Source organism: Hanstruepera ponticola, from assembly GCF_012931685.1.
Classification (GTDB): domain Bacteria; phylum Bacteroidota; class Bacteroidia; order Flavobacteriales; family Flavobacteriaceae; genus Hanstruepera; species Hanstruepera ponticola.
The window spans coordinates 182049-197582 of sequence record NZ_JABANC010000004.1; the positions used below are offsets into that span (position 1 = coordinate 182049).

The following is a 15534-nucleotide window of genomic DNA, read 5'->3' on the forward strand; positions in this document are numbered from 1 at the left end:
TTAACCTTACATTAACAAAAATGTTAAAATTCAGGTTTGCTCTATGTTTTTAAGTAGTTCGCGATGAACCTGATGCACCTGTTCCTTCATATTATTTAAGGAGGTGTTTTCAATAATAAAATCAACTTTATCACGTTTTACAGCATCTGATAATTGATTTTCTATAATAGCCTTAACTTTTTCTTTGGAAGTATTGTCTCTTTTAATAATACGCTGAATGCGAATATCCTCTGGAGCAGTAACTAAAATTGTGAAATCACAATAGGCATCACCACCACTTTCAAATAAAATAGCCGATTCTTTTAAAACATAAGAACCTGATTGTTTTTTTACCCATTTATTAAAATGCTGACCTACTTTAGGGTGCACAATGGCATTCATTTTATCAAGAAGTGATTTGTTATTAAAAATTTTGTTAGCAATAAAGGGTCTGTTTAAGGTATTATTTAAATAAGCCTCTTCACCGAATAACACAATGAGCTTTCGCTTAATAACCTTTGATCGATTCATAAGTGCTTTAGCTTCAAAATCTGAAATATACACAGCTATACCAAGCTCATTAAAAACTTTAGCAACAGTAGTTTTGCCGCTTCCTATACCTCCTGTAAGTCCTACAATTTTCATTCGGTGATGATATACTCAATTAATTCTTGACCCATTTTTACATTTCTTACATTTTCGGGTTTTTTCACAATCTTTGGAATGAGATAATGTTGCTTTTCAGAAACTTCAGAAAAATCACACTCAACCATAAAATCTTCAACCTTCACTGTATTGAAATTTTGAAGACTTGTATAAAAAGAAACGTTTACCTTTTTAGGAAAGTATTTGATTTTAATATTTGCTGGAACATTTTTAATTTGAATAGGAACTTTTAAACTGCCTTCAGTAAATTTTCCAACTTCTGCTGAAACCAAAATACTGTTGCTTGAAAATTTAATTTCGTCAGCCACTTCGGGCATTCTCAATGGTAGATTAATCGCTATGTTGTTCTTAATATCTTTTAAAAAAAGCGTATCGGTTTCAATACTTGCTATTTCTTCTATGAGACTTTCTGGACCGATGATTTTAATAGAGTCAGGTTTTAGCTCATAGTGTTCAATCAAGTCATATCCTTGACTAAATTTAACTTGCTCATTTAACACTACTGGTATTTTTTTTATGACATTTACATCGTACCTAAACTTCAGTGTATCTGGATTGATATTAAGGACCTCTATGTCTTTATCAAACTGTGAGATTATATCAGAATAACCCAGTGAACTATTCCAAACATAAAAACTATCCATTTTTGTAATGTTTTTGGTAAAATCAATATTAATTAAAGGCTTCTTTAAGTAATACTGTAATAAACTAAAACCTTGCCCCTTTACACTTACTTTTAGCTGATTGTTTTTTGCATTAAAAACCACATGTTCTTCAGGAATGTTCACCTTATTAATTCCAAATTTAACAGTACTTATATAGGGTTTTGATAATTTGGTTAGTATCAAAATAATGAATGAAACTAATAGGAACAAAAGAAAAATATTAACTCTTTTATTCCTTATTGATTTTAGTATTTTGGATTTTATTTTTTTAAACATGTTGATTAAAAAATAATTCTGGGAAACAGTCTTCTGGCGCTTTTCCTAAAACACGAATGGCATAGATTGATTTAATAAAACCTAAACCATAGCCATAAAATTGAATAGAAGCTGCTATAATTGAATAACCTGCTAGACTTAAATTTTTACTTTTTATTAAAGCTGATATAAAGATTAAGGTAAAATAAATACCGTAGAAAAACAAAGGTAAGAACCAATTCAAGAATATGAACGACAGTGTAGCCACTAAAAATCCTGAAACAAATAAAAAAGGGAACCAATACGTAATCTTTTTGGTTTCTGGATGCCAGAGATTTAAAATTGGTCTTACTTTACCAAATTTATATACTTGATTAAAAAACTTAGACCAAGAGATTCGTCTTTTATGATATACAAAAGCATTTGAGATTAGTTTGGTTTTAAATCCTGTTTTCCATAATCTAATTGATAAATCTGGATCTTCACCAGGATGAATTCTACCAAATCCATTCGTGGCCAGAAATGCTTTTTTAGAAAGCCCCATATTAAAACTTCGTGGCTGAAATTTATCAACACTATGCTTATTACCTCTTATTCCACCAGTTGTCAAAACAGATGTCATTGAAAAGTTTATAGCTTGCTGTATTAAAGAAAATGAACTATGGGCATTATCAGGACCACCATAACAATCTACATACTCTTTTTGGAGGCTCTCATCAACAAGCTTCAAGTAGCTAGGTGGTAAAATACAATCGGAATCTAATATGATATAATAATTTCCTGTAGCCTTACGCATCCCAAAATTTCGAGAGTCACCAGGACCAGAATTTGACTTGTAATAATAAATGATATTTAATTTATCGCTGAAGGACTCAACTACTTTTTCTGAAGTTATACTTGATCCATCTTCCACAATCACAATTTCAAACGCTTGATCAAAATCTAAATTCACAAAACTCTCCAACAACTCCTTAATCTCATCAGGACGGTTGTAAACGGGAATGACGAATGAATACTGTAATTTCATATAGACAAATGTAGATAAACCTATAAAAAAAGCCACTCAAATGAGTGGCTTTTTAAATACTATTATAAAAATATTAGTCTCTAATAACGCGAATAGTTTCAGTTTTATTATCAATAGTCACTTTTACAAAGTAAGCTCCAGTTTTAAGATTAGACATATCAACTGTACTTTCAACAGTGTTTGGTATGTTGTTTAAAACTTCTTGACCTAACATATTATAAACAGTTACGTTCTGAATATTCTTTTGTGCTTGAATTGTTAAGTTATTGCTAACTGGGTTTGGGTAATAAGTAAATAACTTATCATTAAACAGAAAATCTTCTGTTGATAAGGTAACACCACAAATAACAGATCTTATCCTATCAACTTGTTCTGTATTACAATCTGTATCATTATGTAAATAGAATCTAACATTCCCAGATAAATCTGCGGTCCATGTTGCTGACCCTTCACCAGAAGCATAAGCCGTTGTTCCATCTTCACTACCTATAGTTACAAAATCTGTTCCTACAGAACTTTCAAAAATATAAGTCTCTCCATCTACAACAGTTACCAGTGAATACTCTCCAGTCCAGCCATTAGCAACAACTTCATTTGAAGTAGTGCCATCACATGTACCTGATGCAGCAATATCATATGTTGCACCTGGCCACTGACCATTAGGAGCATTTAAACAAGATGTTCCATCTGGACTAGCACTTGTAAAAGACCATAGTGAGCAACCTGTTGCCTCAACCCCTAAAGTACTTGGAATAATACTCCAATAAATGGTTGTATCATAAGCTCCAATTGGTGCTTCAAAAAACGTATCAGTAGTACTACTGAAAAAGGCTTGATCACTACCATCAGACATAGTTCCTACATAAATATCATAATTGTCAGGTGCAGGTCCTGAAGCAGGAGCAGTCCATGATAAAGTGATATTAGCGAAAGCATCTACATCTATAGCACCATCTAATGGTGTAATTGGTCCAGTAGCACAACTTGGTGGACAAGATGCCAATGTTGTTAAATTATTCATTCCATTACAACTTGAATTTGCAGCATCTTCAACAGTAATAGTCACATCAGTACCTGCTGGAAAAGGCCCTACAGAATAAGGCGAACCTGAAAGATCAACGCCATTAACAGCCGCTGCTCCTCCATCATTTAAAATATTTACTGTAGTAGCTGTTCCTAAATCTGTAATATCTACATTTATAAAAAATTCTTCAGTTGGACAATTGTTTGTTCCTTGCGCTAAAGTAAAAGTTGCAGCAGCACATCCAGATGATACAATAGTTGGTGAATCAAAACAGAAACCCCATTCCCAACTATTTCCAGTAGGCTCCAATCCGTCATCATCATAATATATTCTATATTTAAATCCTGACAGTTGGGTAGCAGTAAAGCCACTGATATTTAAAGGTGGTGTTTCGAAAGCTGTTTTAGTTGGTGTACAAAAATTATTTGTATTAGGTCCACCTGCTCCTTCAGTGCCGTCCATTGCTCCAACCCATTCCATCCAAGAACTAGCATCGTTATCCCAATATTGTATGGTCAACAAATCTTCTTGAGCTGTTCCAAGTGTATTAACCACTCTGAAAAAATAGTTAGCTGTTACAGTTATCACAGTTTCTCCAGCACTATGGGCAGCAGTAAGGTCAATAACGGGAGATTCAGCAGCTATATCATCATCGTTTGGATTTCCTGCATCATCATCATCAAAAGCAAAATTTGAAGTTGTTGTAGGGTCTGCTTCAAAAGCAGTTGGATCGGTACTGTATGATCCTGTCACTGTCCAATTGGCATTAGGCCAACTAGCATTTTGATTTAAGGTTTGCGAAAATCCGTAAGAAAACGAGATTAACGCTAATAATAAAGTAATTTTTTTCATATTTATTTAGTTTAAGTTTACATAATCACTAAAAGTATTGAATAATTTAAACCCTAAAAACATAGGTAGTCCCTAATCGACGAAATGCATTTTTTTTCGATAAAGAGTAATTTTTAACTGATGAAATACAAGCTTATTTTTTAATAATTCGTTTGAGATGCTGTGTATTTAAACTATTTATCTTTAATAGATAGATACCCTGGCTTAAAGAAGAAACATTTTTTTGGTAAGAATGGGTGTTTAATTTCTCATGAAGAATTCTGTTACCCAACAAATCATAAAGCATAATTTCTGTTATAGTTTCTGATGAACTAATATGTAATTCAGTACCAACTGGGTTTTTTACAAATAGTGATAAATTATTAAAATCATCAACATGCAAAGGGTTTGACCCTTCCAAAATATTTAACTGCTGGTTCGCATTGACATTTTCAAAATAATCAACTGCTCCGCTTAACCAGGTAACTTTTACATAATCAACAATAGTATTGGTACCTAATCCAAAAAATTCAGAATTAGAATTTTGAGAAATATATCCTTCACCGCATAGTGTATAACGGTATTGTTTTTCTCCGTTTATAGATATTTCAATTTTAGAACCAATACCATCTTTATTACTAATAACACCTTCTAACTTGACTTTTAACCAATTATTATTTTGAACAGTTTGGTTTTTCCATAAAAACACATTTTCATTATTTGCATTGCTCACTATGATTTCTGGATAGCCATCATTGTCAACATCGCCAACAGCGTTTGCATGACTGATACCATTATCGCCTACAAACCCTGCATTAGGTGTACTAAAAGTTCCGTCATTGTTATTGGTGTAAAACACAGCTGATGGCAATTGAGGAACAGAGCCATCCATGGAACTACTCACGTACATATCTAAATCCATATCATTATCCGCATCCAAGAAAACTGCTCCCCAAGCAAAACTATTGAAGGCTGTACCTGAACTAACCGTTACATTGGTAAAAGTATTATCGCCATTATTTCTAAATAAGGCATTACCTTGAGTAGGAGTGTTTGTTACATAAATATCAAACCAACCATCATTATTATAATCTCCAACCGTTGTGGTCATGGCATCAATAGCAATATTGACACCAGCACTTGGAGCTACATTTGTAAATGTGTTATCACCATTATTGTGATATAAAAAGTTTTCATTAAAAATCTTATCGTTAGCAATGTAAATATCCTGCCAACCATCATTATTATAATCAAAAAAAGCTGAACAGAATGAAAGATGACTTGTGCTGTGTATTCCTGAAGATAGACTGATATCAGTAAATGTACCGTCTTGATTATTTAAAAACAACAAATTAGGTTGCACCAAATTATCATCTCTATTACTGATAAACAAATCCAAATAACCATCGTTATTAACATCTCCAAATGACGCTCCCCAACTTTCAATATTATTTGTAGGCAAACCTGCAGCTGCTGTTACATCTGTAAAAATAAGTGAGCCGTTGTTATTGTATAAATGGTTTCCGTCTGTATTACTTACAATGAATAAATCTTTGTCACCATCATTATCATAATCAACCCAAACTAATTGTCTTCCTTGAACATTATTACTAGCTAATGTGATATTTTGTCTAGTAAAAGTGCCATCTTGATCGTTTAAATAGAATTCGGTTTGGCTACCTCCTTGAGTAGCTATAGTTATATCATCCCAACCATCATTATTATAATCGCAAAAAGAAATGCCACTTCCATATTCAAGGTCACCTGCTGACATATTAACTCCTAGTGCAGAAGCTTGATTTACAAAACTCACTTGGGCTGGAGCTTTGAAAACTAAAAGGATAAAAACGAAATATAATTTTTTCACACTTAAAGTTTTAACCTATTAAACGTTTAAATTTACTATTTAAATTTAACATTTCGCAAAAAAAAGAGAGGCTTGATTAAGCCTCTCTAGTATATAAGTCTATTTTTGTTTCTATTTTGTAAAAGTGTCCATCACAGCATCACTTACACCCATGTTACTGAACCCACCATCATGGAATAAATTTTGAAGTGTCACTTTCCGTGTCAAATCACTAAAGAGTGTTACAGTATAGTTTGCACAGTCTAAAGCTGTGGCATTTCCGAGAGGAGACATTTTTTCTGCATATGATATAAAGCCATCAAAACCTTTTACACCACTACCTGCAGTTGTTGGTGTTGGAGATTGAGAAATAGTATTTACACGTACCTTCTTGTCTCTACCAAAGAAATAACCAAAACTACGCGCTATACTTTCTAAAAGAGCTTTGTTATCTGCCATATCATTATAATCTGGGAATACGCGCTGTGCTGCCATATAAGTCAACGCAACTATACTTCCCCATTCATTCATAGCATCTTTTTTATAAAGTGTCTGCATTACCTTATGGAAAGAAGTTGCAGAAACATCAGTTCCTTTTTGTGTCCAATCGTAATTTTGATCTGTATAATGGTTTCCTTTTCTCACGTTAATTGACATACCAATAGAGTGAAGTACAAAGTCAATCTTACCTCCTAGTATTTCCATGGATTTTTCAACCAAGTTCTCTAAATCTTCTACAGAAGTGGCATCAGCAGGTATTACTTGACTTCCTGTTTTTTCAGCCAAAGCATTTATTTGTCCCATTCTCATGGCCACTGGTGCATTTGTAAGTACAAACGTACCACCTTCCTCATGAACACGTTCTGCTGTTTTCCAAGCGATTGAATTTTCATCTAACGCTCCAAAAATGATTCCCTTTTTTCCTTTTAATAAATTATTAGACATATTTATATAAGTTGATTCGTTGTTTTTAGTTTACCAAAGATAGTATTAATTCAATAATTGTTTGGCATGGGCTATTGCTGAATTTGAAATTTTCTCACCTCCCAACATTTGCGCAATCTCAACAATGCGTTCATCGTGATTTAATTCCATCAAATTTGTTTGTGTTATTTGGTTAACATCTTCCTTATAAACCTTGAAGTGCGTATGACCTTTTGCCGCAATTTGTGGTAAATGTGTTATAGTTAATACTTGCATAGTCTTACTCATTTCAAGCATCATATCTCCCATTTTATTAGATATTTCTCCTGAAACGCCAGAATCAATTTCATCAAACACAATAGATGGCAATTGTACATATTTAGACAATATTAGCTTTATGGAAAGCATTATTCGAGATAATTCACCTCCAGAAGCAGCCTTTTTTAGGTCATGAAACTGACCTCCTTTATTTGCCTTAAACTGAAATTTCAATATATCCTTTCCATTATTAAAAAAGTCATCAACTAAATCTACCTCAAAGTTAAATTCTGAATTGGGCATGCCTAATTGTTGTAAAATATCCTCTAACTCTTTTTTTAGTTTTGGTATGGCTTTTTCTCTATTATCATGAATTTCTATTGAAATACTATTTACAACTTGTAAGATTTCCTTAACCTGGTTCTCTTTTTTTAATATCTCCTCATCAAGATTTTCAGTTTCCTTTACCTTTTGGGAAAGGTTATCTCTTATTTTAATTAATTCTGATACGTCATTTACAAAATGCTTTTTTATCAAGGAAGTGATTAACTCGATTTTACTTGAAGTTTGTTCTAATCTTTCAGGGTCCAAATCTAAATCATCTTTCAAAACTCCAACTTCATCAAACAAATCATTAAGTTCAATAACAGAACTATCTATTCGGTTATAAAGATCATCGTATTTTGAAGCATATTTGCTTAACCTATGTAAACTGTTTTTTATGGTAGCCAAGTTACTTAAAACACCTACTTGTTCATCATCTAATAAATGGTATGTACTTTCTAGTGTTTCTTTGATTTCTTCAACATTATTAAGCGTTTCGTAGGTTTCTTCAAGCACTTCCAATTCTCCATCAACTAAATTTGCTTCAATCAATTCATTCAATAAAAACGTATTATAGTCGTGCTCTTTTATTGCTTCGGCTTGAAATTTTAATAATTCATCATATTGCTTTGAGGCTATTTTATACTGCTTTAAAGCTTCTTTATATAATCTTAACCTTTCTTTATTGTCACCCAAAGCATCAATAACTCGGAATTGAAAATCATTATCAACCAATTGTAAGGTTTCATGTTGTGAATGAATATCAATCAATTGATTCCCTAAAATTTGTAAACTGCTTAAATTTACTAGAGAATCATTGACAAAAGCACGCGATTTTCCCGAAGGTAATATTTCACGACGGATAATGGTATAGTCTTCAAAATCAAAATCTAATTGATTAAACAACTGTTTTAAATCATAATTAGAAACATTGAAAACAGCCTCGATAATACATTTATCATCATCATTCTTTAAAGAACTTAAATCAGCTCGCTTACCAAGGATTAAAGACAAGCCACCTAATAAGATAGATTTTCCTGCTCCTGTTTCTCCAGTAATAATGGTCAGACCTTGATTAAAATCTACATGTAGATCATCAATAAGCGCGTAATTTTTTATAGAAAGAGATGTTAACAAGCGAAAATTAAATTAAACTTAAAAGCTATGGTTTTTTACCAAATAAAAAAAGAAATACAATTAAAATTTAATACTACGCCATTTACTTGAATACATTGGCGCAACACGATTTAAGGTAGCTATAAGCTCTGTTATTTCAACACTAGGTCCATCAGAAAATATCTGTTCAATTTCATCACCTTTAGCATCAAAAAATGTTCTCAATAAAAAGGAATTAGGTCTTCTTCTATTCATAGACTCAAATTCACCAATGGCTTCAGCTATAGCTGTTTTACCTTTTTTAGGATCTTCATTCATAATATCCAATCCTTTACGATGGTAATCATACATAACAGACCTATATTCTTTGAAAGTAGGTGATAATAGGTTGTCAATTAAAGCAAAACGTGTTTGCAAACCATCTTCCAATTTCCAGCCTTTAGCATTTTCCTGTTGTGAGTAATTGACTATGGTTTGTGCTTGTTTTAAATATTCATCACCACCATTAGGTGCAAAAGTATCAGCATCTAAACCCAAAACCATGTAAACATGAAAAGCGAGAACAGAAACTAAATTGGATTCAAACTGATTCTTATTGAACAATAAATTTTGAAATTCTAAATACCTGAAAGTAAAGTCTTTGTCATTTACATTATAAACTGGCGAAGAATAGGTAGAACCATAAACTGGTCTTGATGACTGAACTTGAATGGTAGCTTTAAAAATATCACTATTGTATTCTGTTATGTTTATAAAAATACCACATTCAATACGTTCTTGTGCTGCATACTCCTTATCTGTCCATTTAGTGGTATTTACAAACTCCCTTAATTGGGTTTGAAGTGTTTTAAAAATTTGTAAATTTTCGTTTCCTGTAAATTGTGCATTAACAATAACGTTACAATTCAATTCTTGGCTTTGAACTGCGAATCCTATAAATAATGTAAGAACAAATAAAATTCTATTCATCAAGTTGTTTTATAATTTCTTTTAATAGGTCTTGAGCCACTTGCTCTTTCGATTTTAAATCATAAGTTTTAACCTCATCATTTTTGTTGATTAAAGTTACTTTATTGGTATCTGACTTAAATCCTGCTCCTTTATCATTCAACGAATTTAAGACAATTAAGTCTAAATTCTTATTTTTCAGCTTGGCTTTTGCATTTTCAAGCTCATTATTAGTCTCAAGTGCAAAACCTACTAAAAACTGATTGGTTTTAATTTCTCCTAGAGACGCTAGTATGTCCTTTGTTTTTTCTAACTCTAGAGATAACGTTGAATCTTTCTTTTTTATTTTATCCTTGGCAACTACAATTGGTTTATAATCTGCAACTGCGGCTGCAAGAATTGCGATGTCAACGTTTTTAAAATTGTCATGAACCGCAATATACATGTCTTCAGCTGAAGTAACATTTACAACGCTAACCAAACTGTGATTTATGCTTTGTGAGGTTGGGCCACTAATAAGGCAAACCTCTGCGCCTAGATTCGCTGCTGCCTTCGCTATTTCAAACCCCATTTTACCACTAGAATGGTTACCTATAAACCTTACAGGATCAATAGCCTCATAAGTTGGTCCTGCAGTAATTAAAACCTTCTTCCCTTTTAGAGGCAAATTATTTATAATATCTTTTTCTATAAAAAGTACCATATCTTCTGGTTCAGCCATACGACCTTTACCAACCAAACCACTTGCTAATTCACCACTCGTAGCAGGAATTACAATGTTTCCGTATCGTTTTAAAATATCTAATGAGCGTAATGTAGATGGATGCTTGTACATATCCAAATCCATAGCTGGCGCAAAGTAAACAGGGCATTTAGCAGATAAATAAGTAGCTAACAACAAATTATCGCAGACACCATTGGCCATTTTAGACATGGTATTGGCAGTGGCAGGTGCTATCAGCATTAAATCTGCCCAAATACCCAACTCCACATGATTGTTCCATGTAGCGTTTTCATCTTCTTCATCAACAAAAGTTGAATAGACAGGGTTTCTAGAAAGTGTAGATAAGGTTAAAGGTGTAATAAAATCTTTAGAAGCAGGCGTCATGACTACTTGGACTTGAGCACCCGCTTTTATTAATAGCCGAACTAAACTTGCCGTTTTGTAAGCAGCAATACCAGCACTAATGCCTAGAAGTATATTTTTGCCGCTTAATATTGACATACGTTTTTATTCCTGAGTATCTTCTTCAGTATTTCTGTGGTAAATTTTACCATCTAACCACTCTTGTACTGCTAATGCATGTGGTTTAGGTAATTTTTCGTAAAACTTTGAAACTTCAATTTGCTCCTTGTTTTCAAAAATTTCCTCAAGACTATCGTTGTAAGTAGCAAACTCTTCAAGCTTCTCAATCAACTCTTTTTTTATCTCTGAATTTATTTGTTCTGCTCTTCTAGAAATAATTGAAATAGCCTCATAAATGTTCTCTGTTGGCTCATCAACTTTGTTTCTGTTGTAAGTTGTAGTATTTACTGGAGCATTAATTTTTTTCAAATCCATTTTCATGATATTAACTTTTAGTACTGTAGTTTTCTAATTCTCTTTCAATCTCTTCATTCATTTTTTCGGCTTCAACCATAAACTCTGAATTTGCATAGGCTGATTTGAAAGAGTTAAAATATGTTTTGGCATCCTCTAAACGCTGTTGTTTTTTATAGGAAACGCTATTAATAGCTAGCTTATAAGCCGAGTCAAATTTTATAAACAAAGCCTCTTCCCTAAAAACTGACCCAGGGAAATTAAAAATAAACTGATCAATAGCTTCTATAGGCGCATTATAATCAGCAGTATATCCAGCTATGGTGTTATACTGTTTGGCAATGTCAAATGCTTTCTTTTCTAATTTAAAATCCAATTCTTTAACCAACTTATTAGCTTCAGCTAAATATTCTGAATCAGGATAAAGGTTTATGAATGATTGCAACTTTTCAATGGCTCCTTTTGTTTCTAACTGTTCTTTTGAATAGACAGGAGACAACATATAAGCGCTTTTAGCACCTAAAAAAGAGGCTTCTTCAACTTTTTCACTATTAGGATAGGATGACACAAAACGTTCAAACTGATAACTAGCCAAATACCAATCCTCTAAATTATAGGAAGCCATAGCGTGTAAATAGGTCAACTTTTCAGCTTGCGGTTTACCTCTGTAACTTGGTATAATTTGCTCAAACAATTTGTTTGCTTTTGCATATTTACCAGCTTCAAACTGTTTTTCACCTTCTTTATACTTCACGCCAATATCAGTACCTTTCAAAGCTTTTTGATATGGACTACAAGAACCTAAAAGCGTGCAGGTTAAGATAATGTAAAAGAATTTCTTCATAGTTTTTAAACAGGATGCAAAATTAAGATATTAATGTGGAACTAAAAAATATTTTATTATGCTAAATTAACAGTTGAAATAAGGTATTTATTAGGTTTAAGTTTAATTTAACTTTTAATTGTACTGTGCTATGAATGATTGTATTTTTGATTTTAAACCATCAGTAGCTTCTACTAACGGTAAACGAACTTTATCTTTGCACAGGTTCATTGTTTGAAGCACTGCCTTTATTCCAGAAGGATTGTTTTCAGAAAAAATAAGACTGGTAATTTCCATTAGATTAAAATGTAACTTATAGGCTTGATCAGCTTTTCTTTCTAGCCCTAAATGAATCATTTTAGTGAAATCTTTAGGAAACGCTTGACCAATTACTGAAATAACTCCTGAACCTCCAGCTAATGTTACTGGCAGTGCTAAATCATCATCACCAGAAATAATCATAAAATCACTGGGTTTATCTTTTAATAACCAAAGATACTGGGACATGTTGTTACCTGCTTCCTTAACAGCAATGATATTATCAAAATCTTGAGCTAGTCGCAAAGTAGTTTGCGGCAACATATTAGATGCTGTTCTACCTGGCACATTGTACATTATTATAGGCACTGGAGAAACATTTGAAACCGCTTTGTAATGCTGATAAACCCCTTCTTGTGTAGGTTTACTGTAATATGGCGAAACAGACAATATTGCATCAATACCTGAAAAATCAGTGCTTTTAATTTCTTCTAGAACCTGATTTGTATTATTTCCACCAATGCCTAAAACCAAAGGTACACGATTGTTATTTGCCTGCTTAATGGTTTGTATTATTTGCTTCTTTTCCTCACTACTTATGGTAACGCTCTCACCAGTAGTTCCCGAAATAACAATATAATCCATACCGTTATCTATATTGTAATTAACAATCTTGATTAACGATTGATAATCTATGGTTAAATCCTCATTAAATGGTGTTACAATGGCAATACCAACACCTTCAAACTTTTTATTCATTTCTTAATTTGTTAAATACTTTTAGATACTTTTTTAATTCACTCTTAAATACTGAAAACTGTTTTACTTCAGTACTAATTATTAAATCATTCAACCGTTTATCATTTTGAAATATACTAGCCTTATATTTTGCTTTTGAAAGTGCTGTTAATAATTTCAATTCCAATATATCACTCGTGTAAAAACTAATCAATAAATCAAAATCTGCGTTTAAAAACGTTTCCAATTCCGGATTATTAATTTTTCCAAGCCAACCAATATCTTTTGGGTTAAAACATACATTCCAAGAAAAAAGATTTTCTTTTTTATTTTCAGTAAACGCAATAATTTTTAATTTATTAGGTCTTACATTCAAATAATCAGAAAGCGATTTAAACATTTCAAAATCTCCAACTTCATCGGCATTAAATAAAACACCAATACTTTTCACAAAACCATCCTCAACAACAACTTTAGGTGAATCCAATAAAGCATTTAGCTTTTTTTTAATAGATTTTTCTTTAAAACCCTTTAAAATCATTATATCTTTATGCTTTGTACAAAGGTAGTAAAAGTACCTAGATATGCTTATTAATTTTTAGTTTAAAACATGACATTAAAACCTTTATATTTTTTACTCTTTGCTTTAGTAATTCTGGGTTGCAAACCAGATAATTGGCAGTTAAACCGCATAGAAGGCAAACAAATTTCGGTCTCTGACAGCCTTAAAAGCGATAGTAAAATTGATTCGTTTATTCAACCTTATCGCATTCATGTAAATAAAGAGCTTGATAGTGTTATTTCTTATGCTAAAGACACTTATTCTAAAAGTGATGGTGAATTAAATACAGCTATAGGCAACTTATTTGCTGATGTTATCTACGAACAAACAAATCCTATATTTAAATCCAGGACAGGTCATGACATCGATATGGTTTTGGTAAATCATGGTGGTATAAGAGCCATAATATCTAAAGGAAACATAACCATACGAACAGCTTACGAAATAATGCCTTTTGAAAATAGTATTGTTGTGGTAGCTATGAAAGGATCTAGTGTTAATCAATTAATAGATTATTTATTAATGGCAAAACGTCCACATCCAATATCAAAGTTGAATATCACAGTAGATTCAGACTTTAATTTGATTAATGCTTCTATAAGCAAAAAACCTATTGATCCTGAAAGGGTCTATTATGTTGCTACAAATGACTATTTATACAATGGCGGAGATAGCATGACTTTTTTTCAAAACAACGAAGATGTACATATCATGAATTATAAAATTAGAAATGCTTTTCTCGATTATTTTATAAAAACCGACACTATTGACCCTAAAATTGATAATCGCTTCATTAAACTAAAGAATTAAACATGAAACGAAGAGCATTTTTAAAACAAACATCAGCAAGCGCAGCATTAGTTGGATTAGGCAGTGTTGGATTATCATCCTGCATGCCACAGAATCCTACAAAACAAATTACCATTTTACATACCAATGATGTTCATAGCCATATTGACCCATTTGGACCTGAAGATGGTAGAAACCCAAACAAAGGAGGCGTGGCTAGACGTGCAACTTTAATTGATAATATCCGAAAAGAGAACCCACATACACTTTTACTTGATGCAGGTGATATTTTTCAAGGAACTCCGTACTTTAATTATTACGGTGGTGAATTGGAATTTAAGCTTATGAGCAAATTAAAGTACGACGCAGCCACCATTGGTAATCATGATTTTGATAATGGTATTGATGGTTTATTTGCACAATTACCACATGCTAAATTTCAATTTCTTTCAGCTAACTATGATTTTTCTAACACCATCCTTGATGGCAGCGTGAAGCCTTATAAAGTTTTTGTGAAAAATGGCATCAGAATTGGCGTTTTTGGTATTGGCATTCAATTAGATGGTTTGGTTTTAAAGAACTTATATAAAGAAACCAAATATTTAGACCCAATTGAAATATCTCAAGACATGTCGAGAATTTTGAGGGAAGAAGAAAATTGCGATTTAATAATTTGTTTGTCACATCTTGGATACAATTATAGTAATACTAATATAATTGGCGATTTAAAGCTTGCAGAAAATTCAAATAATATCGATCTTATTATTGGCGGTCATTCACATACATTTTTACCAAAACCCACCGTTGTAAAAAATAAAGCAGGAAACAACATGCTTGTTAACCAAGTTGGATGTTATGGCATTAATTTGGGTAGAATCGATTTTTATTTTGATAATAATAAGAATAAAGAAGCAAAAGGAACTTCAATTATTGTATAATAATGGTAATATCTGACTTCATT

15 protein-coding genes are annotated in these 15534 nt (G+C 32.2%); 2 read left to right on the top strand and 13 right to left on the bottom strand.

Annotated features, from left to right (window positions below; all coding sequences use genetic code 11):
- Positions 1 to 30 precede the first annotated feature (30 nt).
- The 13 genes from coaE to HGK31_RS11385 all read right to left on the bottom strand — a co-directional run bounded on the left by coaE (position 31) and on the right by HGK31_RS11385 (position 13763).
- Entirely contained in the window at positions 31 to 624 is a 594-nt protein-coding gene (gene coaE / locus HGK31_RS11325; RefSeq protein WP_191860012.1) for a dephospho-CoA kinase, read from the bottom strand.
- Positions 621 to 1493: a CdaR family protein gene (locus tag HGK31_RS11330; protein ID WP_233451094.1), complete on the bottom strand. Its 873-nt coding sequence runs from the start codon at positions 1491 to 1493 to the stop codon at positions 621 to 623. The genes coaE and HGK31_RS11330 overlap by 4 nt, the downstream gene beginning before the upstream one ends.
- Positions 1494 to 1578: 85 nt before the next feature.
- Entirely contained in the window at positions 1579 to 2592 is a 1014-nt protein-coding gene (locus tag HGK31_RS11335) for a glycosyltransferase (protein ID WP_191860014.1), read from the bottom strand.
- Between the two features lie 73 nt (positions 2593 to 2665).
- A complete protein-coding gene (locus tag HGK31_RS11340) occupies positions 2666 to 4468 on the bottom strand; it encodes a T9SS type A sorting domain-containing protein (RefSeq protein WP_191860016.1) in 1803 nt (600 codons plus the stop codon).
- 133 nt (positions 4469 to 4601) lie between these two features.
- A complete protein-coding gene (locus tag HGK31_RS11345; RefSeq protein WP_191860017.1) occupies positions 4602 to 6314 on the bottom strand; it encodes an FG-GAP-like repeat-containing protein in 1713 nt (570 codons plus the stop codon).
- 111 nt (positions 6315 to 6425) lie between these two features.
- Entirely contained in the window at positions 6426 to 7238 is an 813-nt protein-coding gene (locus tag HGK31_RS11350) for an enoyl-ACP reductase FabI (RefSeq protein WP_104736104.1), read from the bottom strand.
- 45 nt (positions 7239 to 7283) lie between these two features.
- Positions 7284 to 8936, bottom strand: a complete 1653-nt coding sequence (gene recN / locus HGK31_RS11355) for a DNA repair protein RecN (RefSeq protein WP_191860019.1) — start codon at positions 8934 to 8936, stop codon at positions 7284 to 7286.
- A 60-nt stretch (positions 8937 to 8996) separates the two neighbouring features.
- Entirely contained in the window at positions 8997 to 9884 is an 888-nt protein-coding gene (porD, locus tag HGK31_RS11360; protein ID WP_104736106.1) for a type IX secretion system protein PorD, read from the bottom strand.
- On the bottom strand, positions 9877 to 11088 hold the full coding sequence (gene coaBC / locus HGK31_RS11365) for a bifunctional phosphopantothenoylcysteine decarboxylase/phosphopantothenate--cysteine ligase CoaBC (RefSeq protein ID WP_191860021.1): 1212 nt from the start codon (positions 11086 to 11088) through the stop codon (positions 9877 to 9879). The genes porD and coaBC overlap by 8 nt, the downstream gene beginning before the upstream one ends.
- Before the next feature lie 6 nt (positions 11089 to 11094).
- Positions 11095 to 11424: a DNA-directed RNA polymerase subunit omega gene (locus HGK31_RS11370; RefSeq protein WP_104736160.1), complete on the bottom strand. Its 330-nt coding sequence runs from the start codon at positions 11422 to 11424 to the stop codon at positions 11095 to 11097.
- 10 nt (positions 11425 to 11434) lie between these two features.
- Positions 11435 to 12247, bottom strand: a complete 813-nt coding sequence (locus tag HGK31_RS11375) for an outer membrane protein assembly factor BamD (RefSeq protein ID WP_191860022.1) — start codon at positions 12245 to 12247, stop codon at positions 11435 to 11437.
- 114 nt (positions 12248 to 12361) lie between these two features.
- Positions 12362 to 13243: a 4-hydroxy-tetrahydrodipicolinate synthase gene (dapA, locus tag HGK31_RS11380; RefSeq protein WP_191860024.1), complete on the bottom strand. Its 882-nt coding sequence runs from the start codon at positions 13241 to 13243 to the stop codon at positions 12362 to 12364.
- On the bottom strand, positions 13236 to 13763 hold the full coding sequence (locus HGK31_RS11385; protein WP_191860026.1) for a DUF6913 domain-containing protein: 528 nt from the start codon (positions 13761 to 13763) through the stop codon (positions 13236 to 13238). The genes dapA and HGK31_RS11385 overlap by 8 nt, the downstream gene beginning before the upstream one ends.
- Positions 13764 to 13832: 69 nt before the next feature.
- Between HGK31_RS11385 and HGK31_RS11390 the strand changes: the two genes are divergently transcribed.
- Together HGK31_RS11390 and HGK31_RS11395 are read left to right on the top strand one after the other, a co-directional pair.
- The gene (locus HGK31_RS11390; protein WP_191860028.1) at positions 13833 to 14594 is read left to right on the top strand and encodes a 5'-nucleotidase C-terminal domain-containing protein; all 762 of its coding nucleotides are present in this window, start codon (positions 13833 to 13835) and stop codon (positions 14592 to 14594) included.
- 2 nt (positions 14595 to 14596) lie between these two features.
- Entirely contained in the window at positions 14597 to 15511 is a 915-nt protein-coding gene (locus HGK31_RS11395; RefSeq protein WP_191860030.1) for a bifunctional metallophosphatase/5'-nucleotidase, read from the top strand.
- The last annotated feature ends 23 nt before the right edge of the window (positions 15512 to 15534 follow it).